Here is a 20,966-nt window from a genome sequence, read left to right on the forward strand (position 1 = left end):
CCTTTAGGTGTACTAAAAAAATAAGTATCTTTCCTCCATAAAATTTAAGAGGTATATGAAGCGAAGTTTGCTTTTATTGGCAATGTTATTTCCATTTTTCACCAATGCCCAAACCCTTTCTACCTATGAAAAACCGCCATTGTTCAGTGAATGTAAATCAGAAGTTTTTGAAAGCATAAAATCGTGTTTTAACTATACATTGAACACGTTCATTTTTGAAAATTTTAAAGTGCCTCAAATTGTAAATGACGAAACCTATAGTGGTAGTGTAGAGGTATTATTCGAAGTAGATAAAAAAGGAGAATTTAATATTTTATATGTTGACGCCGTTTACAATGAATTAAAAGAGGAAAGCAAACGCGTCTTTGGTTTACTACCTCAAATTGAGCCAGCAACCTACAATGGTAAACCTACATTTGTTCAATATAGTATAAGCATTGCTATTCCGTTAATTAAACGTTCAACAAAAACGGAGCTGTCAGGTGCAGGTGTTGGACGTACACCATCAGGAGAAAAGGATAGCCTTAATGCGGTTCTGTCTAAAGAATTTGATGAGGTGAATAAGGCTGTAAAAAAGTATGAAGGCTTAGAGTATTCAAGTGAACTAAATATTCCATTTACGCATTCATTCTATGCGCGTTTTGATGACGAGATGAATGCTATTGGCACAAATAGCCACACTGCGGCTAAACCTTTTGTGTATAGCGATGTCAAAAAATACTATGATATAAAAGCCGAAAAGGAAAGCCTTGCGCGCGATGTGGAGTCCTGGGTCGGAAAAAAAATATATAATGAGCATTTGGTCGCCGTGCAAGGTAAAGAATACTGGTTTACAATTGATCCCATTTTGGACCTTCAAGTAGGACATGATGCTGAAGCAGATTTTAACTCTACTTGGAATAATACAAGAGGTATTTTTATTCAAGCGGGTTTAGGAAAAAAACTGACGCTCTCTACATCTATTTACGAAAGTCAGGGAAGATTCGCCGATTACTTTAACCGTTACGCGGAGAGCTTAAAAGCCTTTGGTCCTGATCCGGCTATTATTCCTGGAAGGGGTATAGCTAAACGTTTTAAGTCAGATTCTTACGATTACCCTGTTGCAGAAGCTTATTTGTCTTACACTCCCGCTAACTTCCTAAATATCCAGTTTGGGCACGGGAAGAATTTTATTGGGGATGGCTATCGCTCCTTATTTCAAAGTGATGTTGCCAGTCCCTACCCATTTCTAAAGCTAAACACGAATTTTTGGAAGATAAAATATACCAGTACATGGATGTGGTTGCGCGATGTAAGGCCTGAAGTGGTTGTAGATGATGCCTTTTTACCTAAATATATGGCGAACCATTACTTAAGCTGGAATGTTTCCAAAAGATTAAATATTGGTCTATTTGAGTCCGTTATGTGGGCAGACACCAATGGCCGCGGGTTTGATGTAAATTATTTGAATCCCATTATTTTCTTTAGAGCAATCGAATTTCAAACTGGTCAAGGTGCAGGTAACGCTATTTTGGGTTTAAGTTCTAAATACAAATGGAATAATAAGGTGAATCTGTATGGACAATTCATTCTAGATGAATTTTCTTCAAGTGATGTCACGGCTGGAAATAAAAGTTGGAAGAATAAATTTGGTTTTCAACTGGGAGGAAAATATTTTAACGCCTTTAAGGTAGACAATTTACTCCTGCAAGCCGAATATAATCAAGTACGGCCTTACACGTATTCCCATAACACTATTATTCTAAATTATGCGCATTTTAATCAGCCCATGGCGCACCTTTGGGGAGCTAATTTTAGAGAATTAGTACTTATTGGGCGCTACTATTATAAGCGTTGGTTTGCCGATGCCAAATTTATTTTTGGCCAGCGTGGATTCGACTTTAATACACCTGAAGATGATTTTGCCTATGGTGGTGATATTTATACTAGTGAGAATGACAGAATAGGCGATGTAGACATCACCATTGGCCAAGGAAACAAGACCAATAGCTTCATGACTGAGATACAAGCTGGATATATACTCAATCCTGAGACCAACCTTAAACTATTTACAAATATTATTTATCGAGATTTTAATCCTGAGGCTATAACACCATCTACGACAGCCTCCAATACGTTATGGTTTAGTATAGGTTTGCGAACCGATTTATTTAATTGGTACAACGATTTTTAGAATGCATAGCTCATTAGATGTTGTTGAGCAATAAGAATTAATGAAAAGGAAACAGAGACCAAATGGAGCGTTATTAAGACTTTGAATTAACCGGGCTTAACAGTTTTTTAATCTGTAACAATCATAATAGGACGTAAGGTTGTTAAGTTAAACTAAAACTCCAGGATTACGTTGGTGATAATTATTTTTCAAGTTATCTTTGCACTCGCTAAGAATTGAGCAAAGAAAAACAAATTGAGTAGCATAAAAACGTCAGCACCAATAACTTCTGTAATTACAGATTTTAAGGAAATCACAAAGATGGGTTTGTCCCTGAGTGTGGTTTTTTCCTCTATTGCGGGTTATCTTTTAGGTGCTGAAACCATTAGTGTTACAACACTAATACTCCTAGCTTTCGGTGGCTATTTCATGGTTGGTGCTTCCAACGCCTATAATCAAATCATTGAGAGGGATTTAGATGCTTTAATGGATAGGACGAAGAATAGGCCGATTCCGGCTGGGCGCATGACTGTTAATACGGCGTTCGTTATTGCCACCTCCTTTACTATTTTAGGATTAATAACGCTTTATATTATCAATCCTAAAACGGCGATGTGGGGCGCCATCTCCATTTTTATCTATACAAGTGTTTATACGCCACTTAAAACAAAAACAGCTCTGTCTGTATTTATCGGAGCACTACCTGGCGCTATACCGTTTATGATGGGATGGGTGGCTGCTCGTAACGATTTTGGAATTGAGCCTGGGACGTTATTCGCTATCCAGTTTTTTTGGCAATTTCCGCACTTTTGGGCCATAGGTTGGTTTTTGTATGAGGATTATAAAAAAGGAGGGTTCTTTATGCTGCCTACGGGTAAGCCAGATAAAGGTACCGCAGTTCAAATTATAATGTACAGTATCTGGACGATTTTAGCCTCTATAATTCCAGTATTTGGATTTACAGGAGATTTGAAATTGTCTATTGTTGGTGCAGTATTGGTTTTTTTATTAGGAATGATCATGCTGGTTTACGCTTTTAGGTTATTTAGGGAGCGAACGGCAAAAGCCGCAAAACAATTAATGCTTTCCAGCGTATTTTACATTACTATGCTGCAGATAATATACGTTTTAGATAAATTTTTAAGATAAATGGATTTAACACAAGGAACACCTGAAGAAAAAAGGGCAAGATCTAAGAAAATGATGGTATGGTTCGGTATTGGATCCTTGCTAATGTCTTTTGCTGGCCTTTTAAGTGCGTTTATAGTAAGTAGAAAACGTGAGGATTGGCTTAATGAATTTGAATTGCCAAGTGCATTTTACATAAGCCTTATTGTTATAGTAATTAGTAGTTTAACCCTTATTATTGCCAAACGTGCCCTATCCAAAAGCAATAATCAACTAACAACAATAGGTTTAGTTTTAACTATACTATTGGGATTTGCATTTATCTATTTTCAATTTCAGGGTTTTGGACAGATTATTGAAGCAGGTTATAACTTCACAGGGCCCACTAGTAATATAACCATGTCTTTCATTTACGTAATTGCTATTTTGCATATAGCTCACGTTATTGTAGGGCTTATCTGTTTAATTGTCGTTATTTATAATCATTTTAGACAGAAATACACAGCCTCTAAAATGCTAGGCTTTGACTTGGCTGCAATGTTTTGGCACTTCGTCGACATACTGTGGCTTGTCCTGTTTTTGTTTTTATATTTTTTTAGATATATAATTTGATTATTTTTGTCCAATCGTTAAAATTCTAAATAAATTGTATGGATTCTACAGTAGCTAGTACTGGCACGGAAGGAAAAACTTGGGGCGGAGGCAATAGACCTCTAGGTGCAAGTTATGGGAAGCTGATGATGTGGTTCTTCATTGTTTCTGATGCATTGACATTTTCGGGTTTCTTAGCCGCTTATGGTTTTTCAAGATTTAAGTTTATAAAAGAGTGGCCAATTGCGGATGAGGTATTTACCCACGTTCCGTTTTTACATGGTCAAGAGTTGCCCATGATTTATGTGGCGTTCATGACTTTTATTCTTATTATGTCTTCGGTAACCATGGTGTTAGCAGTAGATGCTGGTCATCACATGAACAAATCCAAGGTAACCCTTTATATGTTTTTAACGATTATCGGTGGAGCAATATTTGTCGGTTCCCAAGCATGGGAATGGGCCACATTTATCAGCGGTGATTATGGTGCAGTTCAAACAAAAGGAGGCAACATTTTGCAATTTGGTGAGTATGTCACTGAAAATGGGGAAGAGAAATTTAAGCGAATTTCTATTGATGATTTCGCAGTCCCAGTCACTGGAACACGTGTTGAGCATGAAAGAAAAAATGGTTTATGGTTTGTTGACGGTGCGTCTCTTCCAGAATATTCAGTTGATGAAATTTATAATGGCTTAGCGTCTAACCCTAATATTCTTGTTAGAACCCAGCTCATAAATGAGGAAGGTGAAAAAACGGTATTATCTAGGGAAGAATCACTTAAGCAATTGAAGGATAACGGCCAATTGGTGGTTAAAGGGGCTAATCTCAGAGTGAATGAATACGGAACGTCTTTATTTGCGGACTTTTTCTTTTTTATAACAGGATTTCACGGATTTCACGTATTTTCTGGAGTGGTGATTAATATCATTATTTTCTTTAATGTGATTCTCGGAACCTATGAACGAAGAGGTAGCTACGAAATGGTTGAAAAAGTTGGTCTTTATTGGCACTTTGTTGACTTAGTTTGGGTATTTGTTTTCACATTCTTCTATTTAGTTTAAAAAGAAATTTAACTTACGATATGGCACATACGCATAAATTAGAGATATTCAGGGGACTTTGGAAGTTCAAATCTAATCAGCAAAAGATTTGGGGTGTTTTGGTGTTCTTAACATTTGTAACAGCAATAGAGGTTATATTGGGGATTTACAAACCACATGTGTTAATGTCACCTTTATTATCACCTTTTGAAGGCGGTTTCTTTGCTACTTTAGGTAATATCCTGTTTTCGCCAATTATTTACATGAAAACCTTAAACTTGATATTCATTCTATTAACAATTGTGAAGGCGTACTACATCACATGGGACTTTATGCACATGCGTGATGAAAAAGGAAGTTTAAGAAAAATGGTAGTATGGACAGCTGTCTTCCTAATTTGTTATTTAATATTCATTTTATTGCAAGAAGGTGGATATGTATTTGGAGTCTACAACGCAGATGACTCACTGATAAAACGAGACTTTTAGAAAAATTATAATACGTTAAAGGATATTAAAAAGGTGGTTTATGTAAACCGCCTTTTTTATTTTTGCACTAAAGAGTTAACAGGCTAAATAAGAGTTTCATAATGAAGGCTAATAATACAAAACGCAATATTGTTCTGGGGATATTATTTTTCTTACCAGTGGCGTTTTTATTAATGCTTTACCCAGCAAAACACAACTATGAACCTCTTAACGTGGTTCATAATAACGTTTCGGATATCCAAAAATTTAAGGGTCTAGAGCAAGATTCATTGAAACTAAAAGAGCATATTACAGTTTTAGGGTTTTTGGGAAGAGCTCCATTAAAAAACGCGATTGCGGCCTCCAACTTAAAGGAGTTGGTCTATGATAAATTTAAGGGGTTTAAGAAGTTTCAAATTATAATAGTAGTACCAGAAGGTTCTCAAGAAGAAGTAGTCCAGCTCAAAAGCGAGGTCAATACCTACGAAGACCTTAGATTTTGGCATTATGTCTTTGGAGAGGAGAAAGAGATAAAAGCGTTGTTTAATTCCTTGCAAGCAAATGTTGAATTAAGGGAAGATCTATCAACGGACCATGTTTTTATAATTGATAAGGATTTAAACCAACGAGGGCGGTTAGATGGCCGTGAAAAAAAGGAGATCGAAGCCAATAAGCCCAAATATAGCGTGTATTCCTATAACACTATTGAGGTGGCAGATGTAAAAAATAAAATGAGCGATGATATGCGTGTGCTTTTTACGGAGTATCGTCAGAGGCGTAAAGGTAAATTTGATGATTCTAATACACGAAGAGCTCAAGATTTAAAGCAGAGCAATGAGTAAAAAAACAAATTATTCCTATGCAGGAATGGCCTTTATTATTTTAGTTTTTGGAATCATATTTATTCCAAAAATTATAGATAGGGTTAGTGAAGGTGACATTACACGAGATAATGAAAGTCGCAGTTCTGAGTTGACTACCAATGACGATAGCACGTCAGATTTAGCGTATATTCCATTTAACGGTGAAAATAGAAAAGTGCCAGAGTTTAGTTTTACTAACCAAGACGGAAGAACCATTACTGACAAAGATTATTTGGGGAAGGTGTATGTTGTGGAGTTTTTCTTTACAACTTGTCCTACTATTTGCCCCATCATGAACCGTAATCTCGTTGAAATCCAAAACGAGTTTAAAGATTTTGAGGATTTTGGAGTTGCGTCGTTTACCATTACCCCAGATATTGACACACCAGAAGTGTTAAAGGCCTATGCAAACAACTATGGTATAACAAATCCAAATTGGCATTTGCTCACAGGGAATGAAGAAGCAATTTATAAGTTGGCTAATGAAGGATTTAATTTGTATACAGCCAAGGATGAGACGGTTGAAGGTGGTTTTGAACACTCAGGTAACTTTGCATTAATTGACAAACAAGGCTACATTCGTTCGCGAAGTGATGATTTTGGTAACCCGTTGATTTTTTATAATGGTTTAGTGCCAGAATCCCAGGGAGTGAGTGAAGAAGGTATACCACAAGAAATATCGATTCTAAAGGAAGATATCGCAAAATTATTGAAAGAGTAAAAATGGGTAGAGTAGATATAGAAAAAGAGCGTAAGTATAATAAATGGATAGTAGTACTGTCCGTATTAATACCTTTAACCGTAGCTGCCTTATTCGGTGTAAACCTTAGGCGTCTCGGTTTTGATGTAGAACCTTTGACTTTCCTACCGCCAATTTACGCTACAACAAATGGCATTACGGCCATTGTGCTAATCCTTGCTGTAGTTGCAATTAAGAATAAAAATCGCAAGCTTCATGAAAATTTAATGAAGTTTGCCATTGCGCTTTCAGTTGCTTTTTTGGTAATGTATGTGGCGTATCACATGACAAGTGATTCTACAAAATTCGGAGGTGAGGGAGTAATTAAATATATCTATTATTTTATCTTAATAACACATATTTTGCTCTCAATAGTGATAATTCCTTTTGTGCTAATCACTTATGTTAGAGCGATAACCAATAATTTTGAGCGTCATAAAAAAATAGCAAAAATTACATTCCCAATGTGGCTATATGTTGCAATAACAGGCGTTATTGTGTATTTTATGATATCGCCCTATTATGTTTAATCAATGAAGCAAAAAATTCTTTTTCTGTTAGTTTCTCTTCTAGCCTTTATGCAGACAAATGCCCAATGTGCTATGTGCAGAGCTGTATTAGAAAGTGAAGAAGGGCAGTCAACAGCTGAGGGGATTAATGATGGTATCATGTTCTTAATGGCCATCCCTTACATTATTGTCGGAACCATAGGTTATTTTATCTACAGGACATATAGTAAATCACGAAAACCTTAAGTGTTAAAACTCTGTTAAGACACTGTTCATGGGCTACAAAGAGAATTGGGCCTAATGAAACTCTTAACAGTTTGTTGGCATAGATTGGAGCTGGAATTTGTTAAAATTGCAGTCCAATCTTAAAGGAAATGATTGAAATAAAGGATTTACACAAGTCGTATCGTATGGGAAGTAATTCCTTGCACGTGTTAAAAGGTATTAATTTTAGCGTTAAGGAAGGAGAACTAGTCTCTATTATGGGGTCATCGGGTTCTGGTAAATCTACTCTGCTCAATATTCTCGGAATGCTTGATGAGGCCGACGAGGGCAGCTATGTTTTAGATGGCGTGCCTATTAAGAATCTTAATGAAAAAATTGCCGCCAGGTATAGAAATAAGTTCTTAGGATTCATATTTCAATCTTTTAATCTTATCAATTATAAGACTGCTTTGGACAATGTAGCGATGCCTTTATATTATCAGGGCCTTAAACGTAAGGAGCGTGTAGAAAAGGCAGAATATTATTTAGAAAAAGTTGGTTTAGCGCCATGGTCGCATCATTTACCCAATGAGCTTTCCGGTGGTCAAAAGCAAAGGGTCGCAGTGGCAAGAGCATTAGCAAGTGATCCAAAGGTATTGCTTGCAGATGAGCCTACGGGAGCATTGGACTCTGTAACGTCACATGAAGTGATGGATTTAATTCAAGGCATTAATGATGAAGGAAAAACAATCTTAATTGTAACACACGAGCAAGATATTGCCCAGATGACTAAACGAATTGTTAATCTTAAAGATGGTGTCATTATAGATGATAGCCCAGTTGAACAAGTAAGAGCTAAGCAATATGTTTGAGATAGAACGTTGGCAGGAAATATTTGAAACCTTAAGAAAAAATAAATTAAGAACAATCTTAACGGGCATTTCTGTGGCTTCGGGTATCTTTATTTTAATTATACTTCTAGGCTTTAGCTCAGGTATTCAAAATGGTGTTGAAGAACAATTCTCTGATGACGCAAAGAATGAAATATCCATCAGAACGGGTAGAACGACCAAGAGCTATAAGGGGCTAAACCCGAACCGTTATATTCAGCTAAAGAATGAAGATTTCGCAGATGTAAATCAGGATTATGATAATTATCTTGAATACCGTTCAGCGAATTATTCCATCTGGGGAAGTCAAGTGGTATACAAAAACGAGGTTGGAAATTTCAGTGTACGAGGCGTACATCCGGATTTTCAATTTATCGAAGCGTCTAATATTGTTGAGGGACGCTTTATCAACCAATCAGATATAGAAGAAGCTCGAAAAATCATAGTGATTGGGACAAAGGTGAAAAGTGAAATGTTCAAAAACCAAAACCCCATAGGGGAGGTGGTTTCTGTTTTCGGAATTAATTTCACTATCGTTGGGGTATATTCTGATCCTGGTGGGGCAAGGGAAGAAGATAATGTTTACGTGCCTATATCTTCAGCGCAAATCGCATTTAATGGGTCTGATAATATTAGAGGTATGTCCTTTACGGTACCAATGCTGGGCAGTTTTAATAAGACACTTGAAGTTTCAAATGCACTAACGGAAAGCATAGAAGCCCAAATTAAACAAAAATATATGGTCTCACCTGAGGACAGGTCTGCCGTTCGCATAGGAAACACCTTGGAGCGGGCCAAAAAAATCTACGGATTGAGCCAAATATTGAGTCTGGTATTTTGGTTTGTAGGTTTGGGTACAATCGTAGCTGGTGTTGTAGGTGTAGGTAATATTATGATTATTATTGTTAAGGAGAGAACAAAAGAGATTGGTATTAGAAAGGCCTTGGGTGCAGAACCCTTTTCTATTGTTTCCATGATTCTTCAGGAGGCTATTTTTGTAACCATGTTTTCTGGATTATTTGGTTTGATTGTTGGTCTGGGACTATTAGAGATTGTAGGACCAACTATTGAGAATGACTTTATAAAGTATCCACAGGTAGATTTTAATACAGCCTTATATACGGTTATTATTCTTGTGGTAGCAGGTGCGCTTGCCGGATTTGTTCCTGCGTACCGGGCAGCCAAAATCAAGCCCATTGTGGCATTAAGAGACGAATAAGATGTTCAATAAAGATCGTTGGGAAGAAATATTGGAGGCACTTACTGCCAATAAATTTAGGACACTACTAACAGCATTCGGAGTGTTTTGGGGCGTTACCATTCTTGTTTTATTACTAGCACTCACTAATGGTTTAAAAAACGGTACCAAAGTCAGTTTCAGGGGTTATGCGGCAAACACGCTGTTTACTTGGACCCAAAGGTCTTCTATACCTTATAAAGGAATGCCTAAAGGTAGGCGATTCGAATACCAGCTTGACGATATAGAGGCCATCAAATCAGAATTCCCTCAGGTGAAGTACATCTCTCCTAGTAATAGACTAGGGGGATACCGAGGCGCTAATAATGTGATTCGGGGAACAAAGATAGGGGCTTTCCAAATTGAAGCACATTACCCTGATTATATTTATCAAAAACCCACAGATATCGTACAAGGACGTTTTATAAATTACTCAGACATAAATGACAGTAGAAAGGTCTGCGTTATAGGTATAGATGTGGTAAAATCCCTTTATGATAAGAATGAGGAGGTGTTAGGGTCTTATATCGAAATTAATGGTGTTAATTTTATGGTAACTGGGGTATTTAAAAACCCGAATTCGCAAGGTGACGAGGAGGAGGAAGCCAATACTATTATGATACCATTTACGGCATTCAATAAATCTTTCAACTTCGGTAATCAAGTGGATTGGATGGTTATTACTGCTCATGATGAATATCGTATTACTGACTTAAAAGAAGCTATTTTCAGTACCTTAAAAGCAAGGCATACCATACACCCCAATGACGACAGAGCCTTTGGTGATCGTGATACGTCTGAAAGTTATGAACGTATAGAGGGCTTGTTTAATATATTGACCCTTGTTGGCTATTTTGTTGGCGCTTTGATATTACTTTCAGGAGTAATTGGTATAAGTAACATCATGCTCATCGTCGTCAAGGAGCGCACCCAGGAGATAGGAGTGCGAAGAGCCTTAGGTGCTACGCCATGGAATATTAAGTTACAAATTCTTCAAGAGAGTCTTATTCTAACTATTATATCAGGAATGACAGGAGTTGCTTTTGCAGGGGGCATCATTTGGATAATGAATTATACCTTAGATAAAAATGGACCAGTAGATAATTTTGCCAATCCAAGTGTTGGGATGCAAGTTATTGTAATAGCACTGACAATCTTAGTGGTTTCAGGATTGTTAGCAGGTCTTATTCCTGCAAATAATGCTACAAAAATGAAACCCGTAGATGCTTTGAGAACGGAATAAAGGCATGATAATAATAAGATTTAATCAATTTTAAAATAATGAAACGTACATCAACTGTAATTTTACTTATTGTCATTGTAGGAGCTTTTGCAACTGCATTGATTTACTTATGGCAAAAAAATCAGGAAGACCCTGTGGTTTATCAAACTGAAACGCCTTCAAAACAGACCATAGTGGTTCAGACTATGGCCACTGGAAGTATTGTCCCAAAAGAGGAGATACTTATTAAGCCCAATATTTCTGGGGTTGTGGAAGAGGTTTTTATTGAAGCCGGTGAATTTGTCGAGCGCGGTGATTTAATTGCAAAAATTAGAGTTATTCCCAATGTATCCTCATTGACTAGCGCCAAGAACAATATTGCATCAAATAGAACAGCATTTGAAACCGCCGAAATAAATTTCAAAACGCAAAAGTCTATTTACGACAGGCAGAAGGCATTGTTTGAGAAAGGGGTCATTTCGGCAAATGACTTTGACCAAGTCAATAATAGTTATCTACAGGCTAAGCAACAAGTAGAGCGCGCTAGAATAGACCTCCAGCAAGCACGACAGAATTATGACATCATTAAGACAGGTACAACATCCGGATTAGGAAATATAGCGCAAACTCAGGTTAGAGCAACCGTAGCAGGTATGGTTCTCGATGTTCCAATTAAGGAAGGAAATCAGGTCATTGAAGCTAACAATTTTAACGAAGGTACATCCATTGCGTCACTAGCAGATATCAAGAAAATGATATTTGAAGGGAAGGTCGATGAGAGTGAGGTCGGTAAAATCAAAGAAGGACTACCCTTATTAATTACCGTAGGTGCTATTGAGAACATTAAGTTTGATGCTATACTAGATTACATCGCTCCTAAGGGTATTGCTGAGAATGGCGCTATTCAATTTGCCATTAAGGGATCTATTAAAAATTTAGAATCTACATTTATCAGAGCAGGTTTAAGCGCCAACGCCTCAATTATTTTAGATAGGGTTGAAGATGCATTGGCTATTAGAGAGGCCTTGGTACAATATGATAGAAAAACTAATAAGCCTTTTGTGGAAGTTGCTGTTGGCGATCAAGAGTTTGAAAGACGAGACGTAGAGTTAGGTATCAGCAATGGCATATACGTTGAAGTGAAAAAGGGGATTACAGAATCTGATGACATAAAGGTTTGGAATCAAATTAAAGGGCCAGGCTCATTTGCAGGGCGTAATTAATTAAATTTTATTGTAACACTTATTAATTAAGTTAGACAAATAAGCACCATGAAAAAATTGATTTTAGTTGGGCTAATTCTTTTTGGGATTTACGCACAGGCACAAAATAAAAAATGGACACTCGAAGAATGCTTAAAGCATGCATTGGATAATAACATATCTATTAAGCAAAGTGAACTGGATTTAGAAGTTGCTGAAATTGAGAAATTAAGCGCTTTAGGTAATTTTGTTCCAAGTTTAAATGCATCTATAGGAGTAAATGAAAATACAGGTTTGAGTTTTAACCCAGTGACCAATAATGCACAAACAACGACATTCTTATCATCAACCGGGAGAATAAATATTGGGTATACTATTTTTGATGGTTTAAGAAACTTTAGAAGGATGCAACGGGCGGATATTTCAAAATTGGCTAATCAATATCGCTTAAATAAAATGAAAGACGATATATCCTTGTTCGTGGCGAACGGCTATTTGCAGGTTATACTTAATAAGGCCAATTTGGAAGTTTTAAAATCTCAAAACAGTGTCACAAAAGAACAGATTGCCCAGACCAAAGAATTGGTAGATGCTGGAGTTTTGCCAGATGGGGACCTACTCGAAATCAAAGCAACGGATGCCAGTGAACAGCAAGGCATAGTAAATGCAGAAAACCAAGTTACAATTTCACTTATCAGTCTTGCTCAAATATTGTTGATTAAGGATTACGAGAATTTTGATATAGAAGAAGAAGGCTATGGTATCGTAGATACTTTAGGAGACACCTCCATAGATGACATTCTGGAAAGTGCGAAAGAAAATAGATCAGAAATTAAAATAGCAGAGCAAAATTTAGAACTAGCTAAAAAAGATTTACAGATTGCGAAAGGAGCAAATCTACCAACCTTATCAGCGTTTTTTGGTTATGACACAAGGTATACCGATAACGTTTCTTTTGAACAACGCATTGATCCCGACAATCCTTCTGTTACACGTCAAATAGGTACGGTAGAAGGGACAGGTGAAGCAGTTGTAAGTGAGTTTCCAAACACTACTACGGTAGAGATAGGCCCAGAGAAATTTATAGATCAGTTATATACCAATGATGGTATAGCATATGGGTTTTCATTAAATATTCCTTTTCTTAACGGATTTAATACCAAGGCCAGTGTAAAACGAAGTAAAGTGGATGTTGAGCGGTCCAAATATTTGTTGGAACAAGCAGAACTAGATTTGGAGTCCACCGTTTATCAAGCTTATGTCGATGCTAAAGGCGCATTAAAGTCTTATGAGGCGGCAAATAAAGCTGTAGAATCTCAAGAGCTAGCTTATGAATATGCAAAGGCAAGATACGATGAGGGCTTAACCAATGCCTTCGATTTTAGTCAAGCTAAATTAAGATATGACAATTCAAGAATAAATCAAAATAGAGCTAAATACGATTATATTTTCAGGTTGAAAGTGCTGGAGCTATTTTTTGGCATTCCTGCCACAGAATTAAAGTTTTAAAAATGAGTAAGTCGGTAAAAATCATTATTGGGATTGTTGTTTTATTTTTAATTGGCCTTGTAGCTGGTTCAAAATTAGGATGGTTCGGGAAAAAAGGAAATTACAAAGAAGTAATAACCCAAAAAATTGAGCTTACCAAAATTGTTGAAACAGTATCAGCTACTGGAAAAATATATCCTGAAATTGAAGTTTCAATTTCAAGTGAGGTATCAGGCGAAATACTGGAATTACCTTTCAAGGAAGGAGATCCGGTAAAAAAAGGTGACCTCTTGGTTAAAGTAAATCCAGATTTAACACAATCGGCATTAGAGAGAGCTCAAGCTACCTATAGAAATGTTACGGCAGGATTAGAACAGGCTAAAGCTACACTAAAACAAGCAACAGCAGATTACAATCGCAGTAAGGGACTTTATGAGAAAGGCGTTATATCAAAAGCGGATTGGGATAGGGCAATTGCTGCATATGAAACGGCATTAGCTGGTAAAAATTCCGCGTATTATAGTGTTGAAAGTGCAGCAGCAACAGTTAACGAGGCTCGAGATAATTTATCAAGAACAACTATCTACTCACCCATGGATGGGACTGTCTCTTTGTTAACTGCTGAATTGGGTGAACGTGTGGTTGCAACACGTCAATTTGCCGGAACAGAAATATTAAGGGTTGCTAATCTTGATAATATGGAGGTAGAGGTTGATGTTAACGAAAATGATATTGTTAAGGTACAAATTGGTGATTCTACCTTGGTTGAGGTGGATGCTTACTTCAAGAAAGAATTTAAGGGAATCGTTACGGAAATTGCAAATTCTGCAGAAGGAACCTTAACAGCAGACCAAGTAACCAACTTTAAGGTTAAGATTAGAATTTTAAAGGAGTCGTACGCTGATTTAGTTAAGGGGAAACCTGAAAGTTACTCCCCCTTTAGGCCAGGTATGACAGCAACAGTAGATATTATAACCAATATTAGTGAAAAAGCGGTTGCCGTACCTATTAGCGCCATTGTTATTAAGACGGATACCAGTTCAGTAAAAAAATCTTACGGTAAGAGTACTAATCAAACTGAAATGACCACCACTAACAACGACGAAAAATTCGAGTGTGTTTTTATTAATGATAATGGAAAAGCTAAATTAGCCGTGGTTGAAACGGGTATTCAAGATGATACTAATATTGAAGTCATTTCTGGCCTAAGTGAAGGCGATGAAATAATCATAGGACCTTATAATTTAGTATCTAAAAGTTTAAAACCAGGAGATTTGGTGGAAGAAAAAAAGAAAGAAGTTGATTCAGAATAAATAATCCCCTCTTAAGCATAAGAAACAAATATGGCCTTAATTCTCAATATTGAAACGGCTACAACTAATTGCTCGGTCTCTCTGTCAAAAAATGGAGAGACTTTGTTTTTAAAGGAGGATATGAGTCTAGGCTTTTCCCATGCTGAGTTATTGCATCTCTTTATTGACGAGGTTTTTAAATCAACAAAGACAAATCCTAGCAGTATCGATGCCATAGCGGTAAGTAAGGGGCCAGGGTCTTACACGGGATTGCGTATAGGTGTTTCATCGGCTAAAGGCCTCTGTTATGCCTTGAATAAACCTTTAATAGCTATTGATACCTTAGAAATATTGTCAAGGCAGCTTCAAATAGATAGTGGTTTAATTGTTCCCATGTTAGATGCGAGGCGTATGGAAGTATATTCTGCAATCTACAATGCGAAGTATGTTCTTCAACGGGAAATACAAGCACAAATTTTAAATGAAGAAAGTTTCAAGGCATTTTTAGACAATCAAAGCATCTATTTTATAGGTAGTGGTGTAGAAAAAACAAAAGCGCTTATACAACATCCTAATGCTATATTTATCAATGGTAAACTACCTTCGGCAAATGAAATGGCTTTATTGTCTTATCTCAAGTATAAAAAAAGCGACACCGAAGATGTCGCTTATTTTGAGCCGTATTATTTAAAGGATTTTATCGCCCTAAAAAAGAAGTCTTAACCCTTTTTTTGTACTTGAACCCTGTGCGGATAAGGAATTTCAATTCCGGCTTTATCCAATTCAAGTTTAGTATTTTGGGTAATATCAAAATATACCTCCCAGTAATCTTCAACTTTAGACCATGGCCTAACCGCAAAATTTACAGAACTATCTGCTAATTCCAACACATTCACGGTTGGGACAGGTTCCGTTAAAACTTTAGGATGTGATGTTAAAACGTTCATTAATACCTCTTTGGTCTGCTTAATATCTGCATCGTAGCTAACCCCAATAACCAAGTCTACACGGCGCGTTCCTTCTGTAGAATAATTAACAATATTTCCGTTGGATATCGCACCATTAGGAATGATGATTTCTTTATTGGACAGACCGGTCAGCTTAGTTGTGAAAATTTCTATTTGCTTAACAACACCAATTTCTCCTTGCGCCTCTATGAGGTCTCCAATTTTAAAGGGTTTAAAAATCATGATAAGCACCCCTCCGGCAAAATTACTTAGAGAGCCTTGTAAAGCCAGTCCGATTGCTAAACCAGCGGCAGCTAAAATTGCGGCAAATGAAGTGGTCTCAACACCTACTGCACCTAGCACAACGATGATCAGAACAATTTTAAAAACCCAATTAATAAGGTTTAAAAGGAATTTTTTTAAACTCTCATCATAATTGCTCTTTTCCATGGCACGTCTAATACCCTTTATTAGAGCTTTGATTACCCAATTACCAATAAGCCATATTAATATGGCGCCTATAAGTTTGGGGCCAAAATTCGTGATTAAGTCAAAACCTTTGTCAATCCATTGTTGTGTTTCCATGTTGGTTTGTTATTTTTAAAATAAAACGTTATAAAAGTAATAAAATGTTCCGTATCTCGAGCCTAATAAGTGAACTTTAGGATACTTCTAAACTCTTCTCGCTGCAATATTCTTTTTTTGGATAGTGTACTTTGGTTTCGTTTATGTGACCTTCTTCTGCTTTCCTCTTTATGACTCTTATTTTAGCTTTTTATGGAGTTTTTCACCACTTGAATTACTTAATAATTTGCCAGTATATTTTTACGTAAGCCGTTTGTTTACAATGAATTAGTTCGAGTATTTTTTAGAAAGTCACTAGTTTAACCATTAATTGCATTTACAGTAATAGCATTGTCATTTAACATTTCCTTTAGCATATTTTCTATGCCATTTTTTAAGGTAAATGTAGAAGACGGACAACCACTACAAGCTCCTTGCAATAATACTTCTACCTTTTTTGTTTCAAGGTTGTAAGATTTAAATTCAATATTGCCACCATCACTTTCTACAGCGGGTTTGATATATTCTTCTAGTATATTAACTATGGATTTAGAGATATCGTCTAAGGCCTCAAACTTTTTTTCAATAGCTATTTCTGTTTTATTTAATTTTTTTGGGGCATCATTGTGTAAAATCGTTTTTCCTTGTTCAACATAAGATTTTATAAATTCACGCAGTTGAAGGGTGATATCCTCCCATTCAATAATGTCATATTTGGTTATGGAGATAAAGTTTTTCTCCATATAAACATTCTTCACAAATGAAAACTCAAATAGACCCATCGCAAAAGGAGAGAGCTTAGCATCTTCAATAGAGGTAAATTCATATGGATTAGGGACAATCACCTTATTACAAACAAATTTTAATACCGCTGGGTTTGGTGTGCTCTCAGCATATACCGTCACTGCGGCTTTTGGTTTGCTTGCCTCCTCATCAACTATGATTCCGCCTTGGGATAGGTAATTTTCAATTTGCTCAGCGACCTCATTTTGTACATCAGGCCATTCTACGATGTTGTAACGCTCAATAGCTACAAAGTTTGAAGCGATATATACCTTTTTTACAAATGGAAGATAAAATAATTGCTGTGCCAATGGAGAGTGTTTGGCCTCATCTATATTATTGAATTCAAAGCTATTGTGATTTGTAAGAAATCTATCGGCTTCAAATTTTAAAATTGCTTCACTTGAAGTTGGAACAATTGATATTTTTGTCATAGTTCAATTTTATTTGCAAAAATATGAAATAACAACATTAAACCTTAATCTATATAATATGTTTTGTGTCTGATTTTTGAAGTTTTTTCTCTTGAATTTACTTACTTTAGGCCTCCTAATAAAAATTGCTTTAAATAAATATTTTCTTGCTAGTATTTATTTGAGTTGTTAGAAAATGCTTAGCATGAAATCAATATTTAGTTTATTATTTCTCATAATAGCCGTTGCAGTTCAGTCTCAAGATCTGTCAATGCAAGATGGCACGTTTAATAGATGCGAACCCTCCAAATTTTTCGATTCAGGAGGTGAATTTGGAAATTATGATGATGATGAGAATTTAACAACAACGATTTGTCCATTAAATGCCAATGAGTTCACAGTTGTAAACTTTTTAAGTTTCAACACCCAATTTAATATAGATATCCTTACCGTTTATGACGGTGATTCCGATGCGGCACCAGTATTAGGAACATTTTCCGGAATGTTTAATCCTGGAACTTTGCAGGCCTCACCAACAAACACCTCTGGTTGTCTCACATTTGTTTTTTCTTCGAATAATGCTGGTAATGGCTCTGGATGGGAGGCCGAAATAGGTTGTGGTAGACCTTGTCAAGTAATTGATGCTGCAATCGAAAATTCAGTACCAATGGCTAATGCATCGGGCGTCATTAGCATTTTGCCAGGTGAAACGATTAATTTCCAAGGAAATGCAGTGTTTTCTGAGGATGATTCAAACGCCACTTATAATTGGGACTTTGGAGATTCAAATACAGCGGTAGGACAAGATGTGGCTAATACATTTGATATGCAAGGAACGTATACTGTTACATTGACAGTTACTGACGATAATCCCTCGGGTTGCTCAAGTACGGACACCATTGAAGTTTTTGTGCTCGGGCCCAACGTAATTGTTACGCAAAATGAGTTTACACCGGAAGAATTGATACAGGACATTCTTATAAATAGTGAATGCGCATCCGTCTCTAATATTATAGCTTCAACGGGTATTAATTTTAGCCCTACCCAACCTAATGGTATTGGATACTTTGTAAGTAATGGGGTAGATTTCCCATTTGAGGATGGTATTTTGTTAACTAGTGGTGATGCCAGTAGAGCTGGAGGTCCTAATGTTTTTTTAGGTGATGGTGATGGTTTTATATGGCCAGGCGATCTAGACCTTGAATTGGCAACGGGTATACAATCCAATAATGCATCATTCATACAATTCGATTTTGTACCCTTAGCCGACAATATCAGTTTTGATTTTATAATGGCTTCAGAAGAGTATGATATGGGAGGCTTTGAATGTCAATTCTCAGATGCCTTCGCGTTTTTGTTGACAGACTCAAATGGAAATACTACCAATTTAGCTGTACTTCCAGGTACTAATACACCAATTTTGGTTACCAATATTCATCCTGACAATGGGGTTTGTGGTGCTGCGAATCCACAGTATTTTGGCGAATACACTATGCCTGGCGGACCTCCAATTTCTTTTGATGGAAGAACCGCTGTATTTACGGCCCAATCAGCAGTAATTCCAGGAGAGACCTATACCATTAAATTAGTGATTGCTGATGATGGTGACTCTAATTTCGATTCAGGTGTATTTCTTAGAGCTGGTAGTTTTGACTTGGGGGGCGACCTTGGCGAAGATGTAACCATTGCCGCAGGAACAGCGGAATGTGATGGAGATACAATAATATTAGACACCGGTATTACCGGAGCTAATCATACTTGGTTCTTTAATGGAACTGAAATTCCTGCAGAAACAGATTCAATTCTAGAGGTGAATGAGACAGGAACTTATAGTGTAGATATTGTCTTTACTGGTGTTTGTCAAACTAGTGATTCGATTTTTGTCGAGTTTCGTTCAAGTCCAACGGCTAATAATGCCCAAGATATTGTGATTTGTGATACAGATGGCACCGCACAATTCGATTTATCTGAGAATGACAGTAATGTTTTGGGATCTCAAGATCCGGGGGATTTTATTATTTCTTACCATTTAACTGAGGATGATGCTATTAATAACTTCAATCCTCTGCCAATCAATTACACCAACACCTCAAGCCCTCAGACCATATGGGTTCGAATTGCAGATAATTCACAGTTTTGCTTTGATGTTACAAGCTTTCAACTACTGTTTAGTCAAATAAATATAAATAATAATATTACACCGCTCCAGGTCTGTGACGATGCTCAGGCTGACGGTTTCACACAATTTAATTTGCTCGAAAGGGAGGATGAAGTTATTGGGTCTAACGACCCTGCTGATGTAAATGTGAGTTTCCATCTAACCTTAGGCGATGCTCAAAATGACGTGTTACCTTTACCAGATATATATACAAATATTAATGCTGTTAACCAGACGATTTTTGTTCGCCTTGAAACGGTTTCTAACGAAGATTGCTACAATGTAACAACCTTAGATTTGGAGGTTTTATCAAATCCCATAGCTAATTCGGTCACAGCATTTGAAATATGCGGGGAAAATAATGATGGTATTTCAGTATTCGATTTGTTGACCAAGAATAACGAGGTTATTGGTGCGCAATCGGATGTCACAGTGAGTTACCATGAGAGTTTGACTGATGCTATTTCTGGTACAGCAGCCTTACCATCTAATTTTACGAACTCCGTTCCATTTAACCAAGAAATTTTCATTAGAGTTGAGGATACAATCTCTGGTTGTTTCGATACGACCTCTCTTCAATTGGTCGTAAATCCAAAACCAGTGATAAACTCTGTATCTCCAATTGTGCTTTGTGACATCAATAATCCGGGCGATGAGACTGAGGCCTTTGACCTCACCTTACGTGAGGCCGATATCATAGATGGACAGACCGGTGTGGCTATAGATTTTTATCCGAGTGTAGCGGATGCTAATGCCGATACGAATAAGATATTAGGCCTCTACAACAATATTACCAATCCGCAAACGGTCGTTGCTGTCCTGACAGACACCACTACCGGGTGTACCTCGAACGTTCCCTTTGAGCTTGTGGTCAATCGATTGCCCAATGTCGTTGCCCCCACGCCCTTAGAGGTCTGCGACGACGGGGTCCCAGACGGGATCACTTTGATGGACTTGGGCCTTAAGGACGCTGAGGTAACTGGGGGCGACCCGGACTATTCGGTGAGCTACCACGCGACCCCTGGTGACGCGGACCTCGGCCAGAACGCGCTGCCGGTTCCCTATACCAATACGGTC

19 protein-coding genes are annotated in these 20,966 nt (G+C 37.1%); 17 read left to right on the top strand and 2 right to left on the bottom strand.

Annotated features, from left to right (window positions below; translation table 11 throughout):
- Nucleotides 1–55: 55 nt before the first annotated feature.
- From CA834_RS03185 to tsaB, 16 genes are all read left to right on the top strand, one after another.
- Nucleotides 56–2,173, top strand: a complete 2,118-nt coding sequence (locus tag CA834_RS03185; RefSeq protein ID WP_094967201.1) for a gliding motility protein RemB — start codon at nucleotides 56–58, stop codon at nucleotides 2,171–2,173.
- A 234-nt stretch (nucleotides 2,174–2,407) separates the two neighbouring features.
- On the top strand, nucleotides 2,408–3,301 hold the full coding sequence (gene cyoE / locus CA834_RS03190) for a heme o synthase (protein ID WP_094967202.1): 894 nt from the start codon (nucleotides 2,408–2,410) through the stop codon (nucleotides 3,299–3,301).
- Nucleotides 3,302–3,892, top strand: a complete 591-nt coding sequence (locus tag CA834_RS03195; protein ID WP_094967203.1) for a cytochrome c oxidase subunit 3 — start codon at nucleotides 3,302–3,304, stop codon at nucleotides 3,890–3,892.
- Nucleotides 3,893–3,930: 38 nt separating this feature from the next.
- Nucleotides 3,931–4,932: a cytochrome c oxidase subunit 3 gene (locus tag CA834_RS03200; RefSeq protein ID WP_094967204.1), complete on the top strand. Its 1,002-nt coding sequence runs from the start codon at nucleotides 3,931–3,933 to the stop codon at nucleotides 4,930–4,932.
- A 20-nt stretch (nucleotides 4,933–4,952) separates the two neighbouring features.
- Complete coding sequence (locus CA834_RS03205) at nucleotides 4,953–5,399, top strand: cytochrome C oxidase subunit IV family protein (protein ID WP_094967253.1); 447 nt, start codon at nucleotides 4,953–4,955, stop codon at nucleotides 5,397–5,399.
- Between the two features lie 101 nt (nucleotides 5,400–5,500).
- Nucleotides 5,501–6,220 carry a hypothetical protein gene (locus CA834_RS03210; protein ID WP_094967205.1) on the top strand — a complete coding sequence of 240 codons (720 nt, stop codon included), beginning with the start codon at nucleotides 5,501–5,503 and terminating at the stop codon, nucleotides 6,218–6,220.
- Entirely contained in the window at nucleotides 6,213–6,962 is a 750-nt protein-coding gene (locus CA834_RS03215) for an SCO family protein (protein ID WP_094967206.1), read from the top strand. Before CA834_RS03210 ends, CA834_RS03215 begins: the two co-directional genes overlap by 8 nt.
- 2 nt (nucleotides 6,963–6,964) lie before the next feature.
- Nucleotides 6,965–7,510: a DUF420 domain-containing protein gene (locus tag CA834_RS03220; protein WP_094967207.1), complete on the top strand. Its 546-nt coding sequence runs from the start codon at nucleotides 6,965–6,967 to the stop codon at nucleotides 7,508–7,510.
- Nucleotides 7,511–7,513: 3 nt separating this feature from the next.
- Nucleotides 7,514–7,735 carry a hypothetical protein gene (locus CA834_RS03225; RefSeq protein WP_094967208.1) on the top strand — a complete coding sequence of 74 codons (222 nt, stop codon included), beginning with the start codon at nucleotides 7,514–7,516 and terminating at the stop codon, nucleotides 7,733–7,735.
- 128 nt (nucleotides 7,736–7,863) lie between these two features.
- Entirely contained in the window at nucleotides 7,864–8,565 is a 702-nt protein-coding gene (locus tag CA834_RS03230) for an ABC transporter ATP-binding protein (protein ID WP_094967209.1), read from the top strand.
- Nucleotides 8,558–9,802, top strand: a complete 1,245-nt coding sequence (locus CA834_RS03235) for an ABC transporter permease (RefSeq protein WP_094967210.1) — start codon at nucleotides 8,558–8,560, stop codon at nucleotides 9,800–9,802. Before CA834_RS03230 ends, CA834_RS03235 begins: the two co-directional genes overlap by 8 nt.
- 1 nt (nucleotide 9,803) lies before the next feature.
- Entirely contained in the window at nucleotides 9,804–11,063 is a 1,260-nt protein-coding gene (locus CA834_RS03240) for an ABC transporter permease (protein ID WP_094967211.1), read from the top strand.
- Nucleotides 11,064–11,101: 38 nt separating this feature from the next.
- Nucleotides 11,102–12,265: an efflux RND transporter periplasmic adaptor subunit gene (locus tag CA834_RS03245; protein ID WP_094967212.1), complete on the top strand. Its 1,164-nt coding sequence runs from the start codon at nucleotides 11,102–11,104 to the stop codon at nucleotides 12,263–12,265.
- Nucleotides 12,266–12,313: 48 nt separating this feature from the next.
- Complete coding sequence (locus CA834_RS03250; protein ID WP_094967213.1) at nucleotides 12,314–13,753, top strand: TolC family protein; 1,440 nt, start codon at nucleotides 12,314–12,316, stop codon at nucleotides 13,751–13,753.
- Nucleotides 13,754–13,755: 2 nt separating this feature from the next.
- Nucleotides 13,756–15,045, top strand: a complete 1,290-nt coding sequence (locus tag CA834_RS03255) for an efflux RND transporter periplasmic adaptor subunit (protein WP_094967214.1) — start codon at nucleotides 13,756–13,758, stop codon at nucleotides 15,043–15,045.
- Nucleotides 15,046–15,075: 30 nt separating this feature from the next.
- The gene (gene tsaB / locus CA834_RS03260) at nucleotides 15,076–15,747 is read left to right on the top strand and encodes a tRNA (adenosine(37)-N6)-threonylcarbamoyltransferase complex dimerization subunit type 1 TsaB (protein ID WP_094967215.1); all 672 of its coding nucleotides are present in this window, start codon (nucleotides 15,076–15,078) and stop codon (nucleotides 15,745–15,747) included.
- On the opposite strand, the gene CA834_RS03265 is transcribed toward tsaB, so the two are convergent.
- Nucleotides 15,744–16,556 (bottom strand): mechanosensitive ion channel family protein, encoded by an 813-nt coding sequence (locus CA834_RS03265; protein ID WP_094967216.1) that lies wholly within the window; start codon nucleotides 16,554–16,556, stop codon nucleotides 15,744–15,746. The genes tsaB and CA834_RS03265 overlap by 4 nt on opposite strands.
- A 299-nt stretch (nucleotides 16,557–16,855) precedes the next feature.
- Entirely contained in the window at nucleotides 16,856–17,752 is an 897-nt protein-coding gene (locus tag CA834_RS03270) for a NifU family protein (RefSeq protein ID WP_094967217.1), read from the bottom strand.
- A 184-nt stretch (nucleotides 17,753–17,936) separates the two neighbouring features.
- Here CA834_RS03270 and CA834_RS03275 point away from each other — a divergent pair.
- Nucleotides 17,937–20,966, top strand: a 3,030-nt coding sequence (locus tag CA834_RS03275; RefSeq protein ID WP_165764744.1) for a choice-of-anchor L domain-containing protein, incomplete at its 3' end; no start/stop codon positions are given.

Origin of the sequence: Winogradskyella aurantia, assembly GCF_002266855.1 — a bacterium.
GTDB lineage: Bacteria > Bacteroidota > Bacteroidia > Flavobacteriales > Flavobacteriaceae > Winogradskyella > Winogradskyella aurantia.

Coding starts and splice junctions, on each gene's coding strand:
- CA834_RS03185 (WP_094967201.1), top strand. CDS start 56: ATGAAGCGAAGTTTGCTTTTATTGGCAATGTTATTTCCATTTTTCACC.
- CA834_RS03235 (WP_094967210.1), top strand. CDS start 8,558: ATGTTTGAGATAGAACGTTGGCAGGAAATATTTGAAACCTTAAGAAAA.
- CA834_RS03225 (WP_094967208.1), top strand. CDS start 7,514: ATGAAGCAAAAAATTCTTTTTCTGTTAGTTTCTCTTCTAGCCTTTATG.
- CA834_RS03255 (WP_094967214.1), top strand. CDS start 13,756: ATGAGTAAGTCGGTAAAAATCATTATTGGGATTGTTGTTTTATTTTTA.
- CA834_RS03210 (WP_094967205.1), top strand. CDS start 5,501: ATGAAGGCTAATAATACAAAACGCAATATTGTTCTGGGGATATTATTT.
- CA834_RS03240 (WP_094967211.1), top strand. CDS start 9,804: ATGTTCAATAAAGATCGTTGGGAAGAAATATTGGAGGCACTTACTGCC.
- CA834_RS03200 (WP_094967204.1), top strand. CDS start 3,931: ATGGATTCTACAGTAGCTAGTACTGGCACGGAAGGAAAAACTTGGGGC.
- CA834_RS03250 (WP_094967213.1), top strand. CDS start 12,314: ATGAAAAAATTGATTTTAGTTGGGCTAATTCTTTTTGGGATTTACGCA.
- CA834_RS03270 (WP_094967217.1), bottom strand. CDS start 17,752: ATGACAAAAATATCAATTGTTCCAACTTCAAGTGAAGCAATTTTAAAA.
- CA834_RS03265 (WP_094967216.1), bottom strand. CDS start 16,556: ATGGAAACACAACAATGGATTGACAAAGGTTTTGACTTAATCACGAAT.
- CA834_RS03205 (WP_094967253.1), top strand. CDS start 4,953: ATGGCACATACGCATAAATTAGAGATATTCAGGGGACTTTGGAAGTTC.
- CA834_RS03245 (WP_094967212.1), top strand. CDS start 11,102: ATGAAACGTACATCAACTGTAATTTTACTTATTGTCATTGTAGGAGCT.
- tsaB (WP_094967215.1), top strand. CDS start 15,076: ATGGCCTTAATTCTCAATATTGAAACGGCTACAACTAATTGCTCGGTC.
- CA834_RS03230 (WP_094967209.1), top strand. CDS start 7,864: ATGATTGAAATAAAGGATTTACACAAGTCGTATCGTATGGGAAGTAAT.
- CA834_RS03220 (WP_094967207.1), top strand. CDS start 6,965: ATGGGTAGAGTAGATATAGAAAAAGAGCGTAAGTATAATAAATGGATA.
- CA834_RS03215 (WP_094967206.1), top strand. CDS start 6,213: ATGAGTAAAAAAACAAATTATTCCTATGCAGGAATGGCCTTTATTATT.
- CA834_RS03195 (WP_094967203.1), top strand. CDS start 3,302: ATGGATTTAACACAAGGAACACCTGAAGAAAAAAGGGCAAGATCTAAG.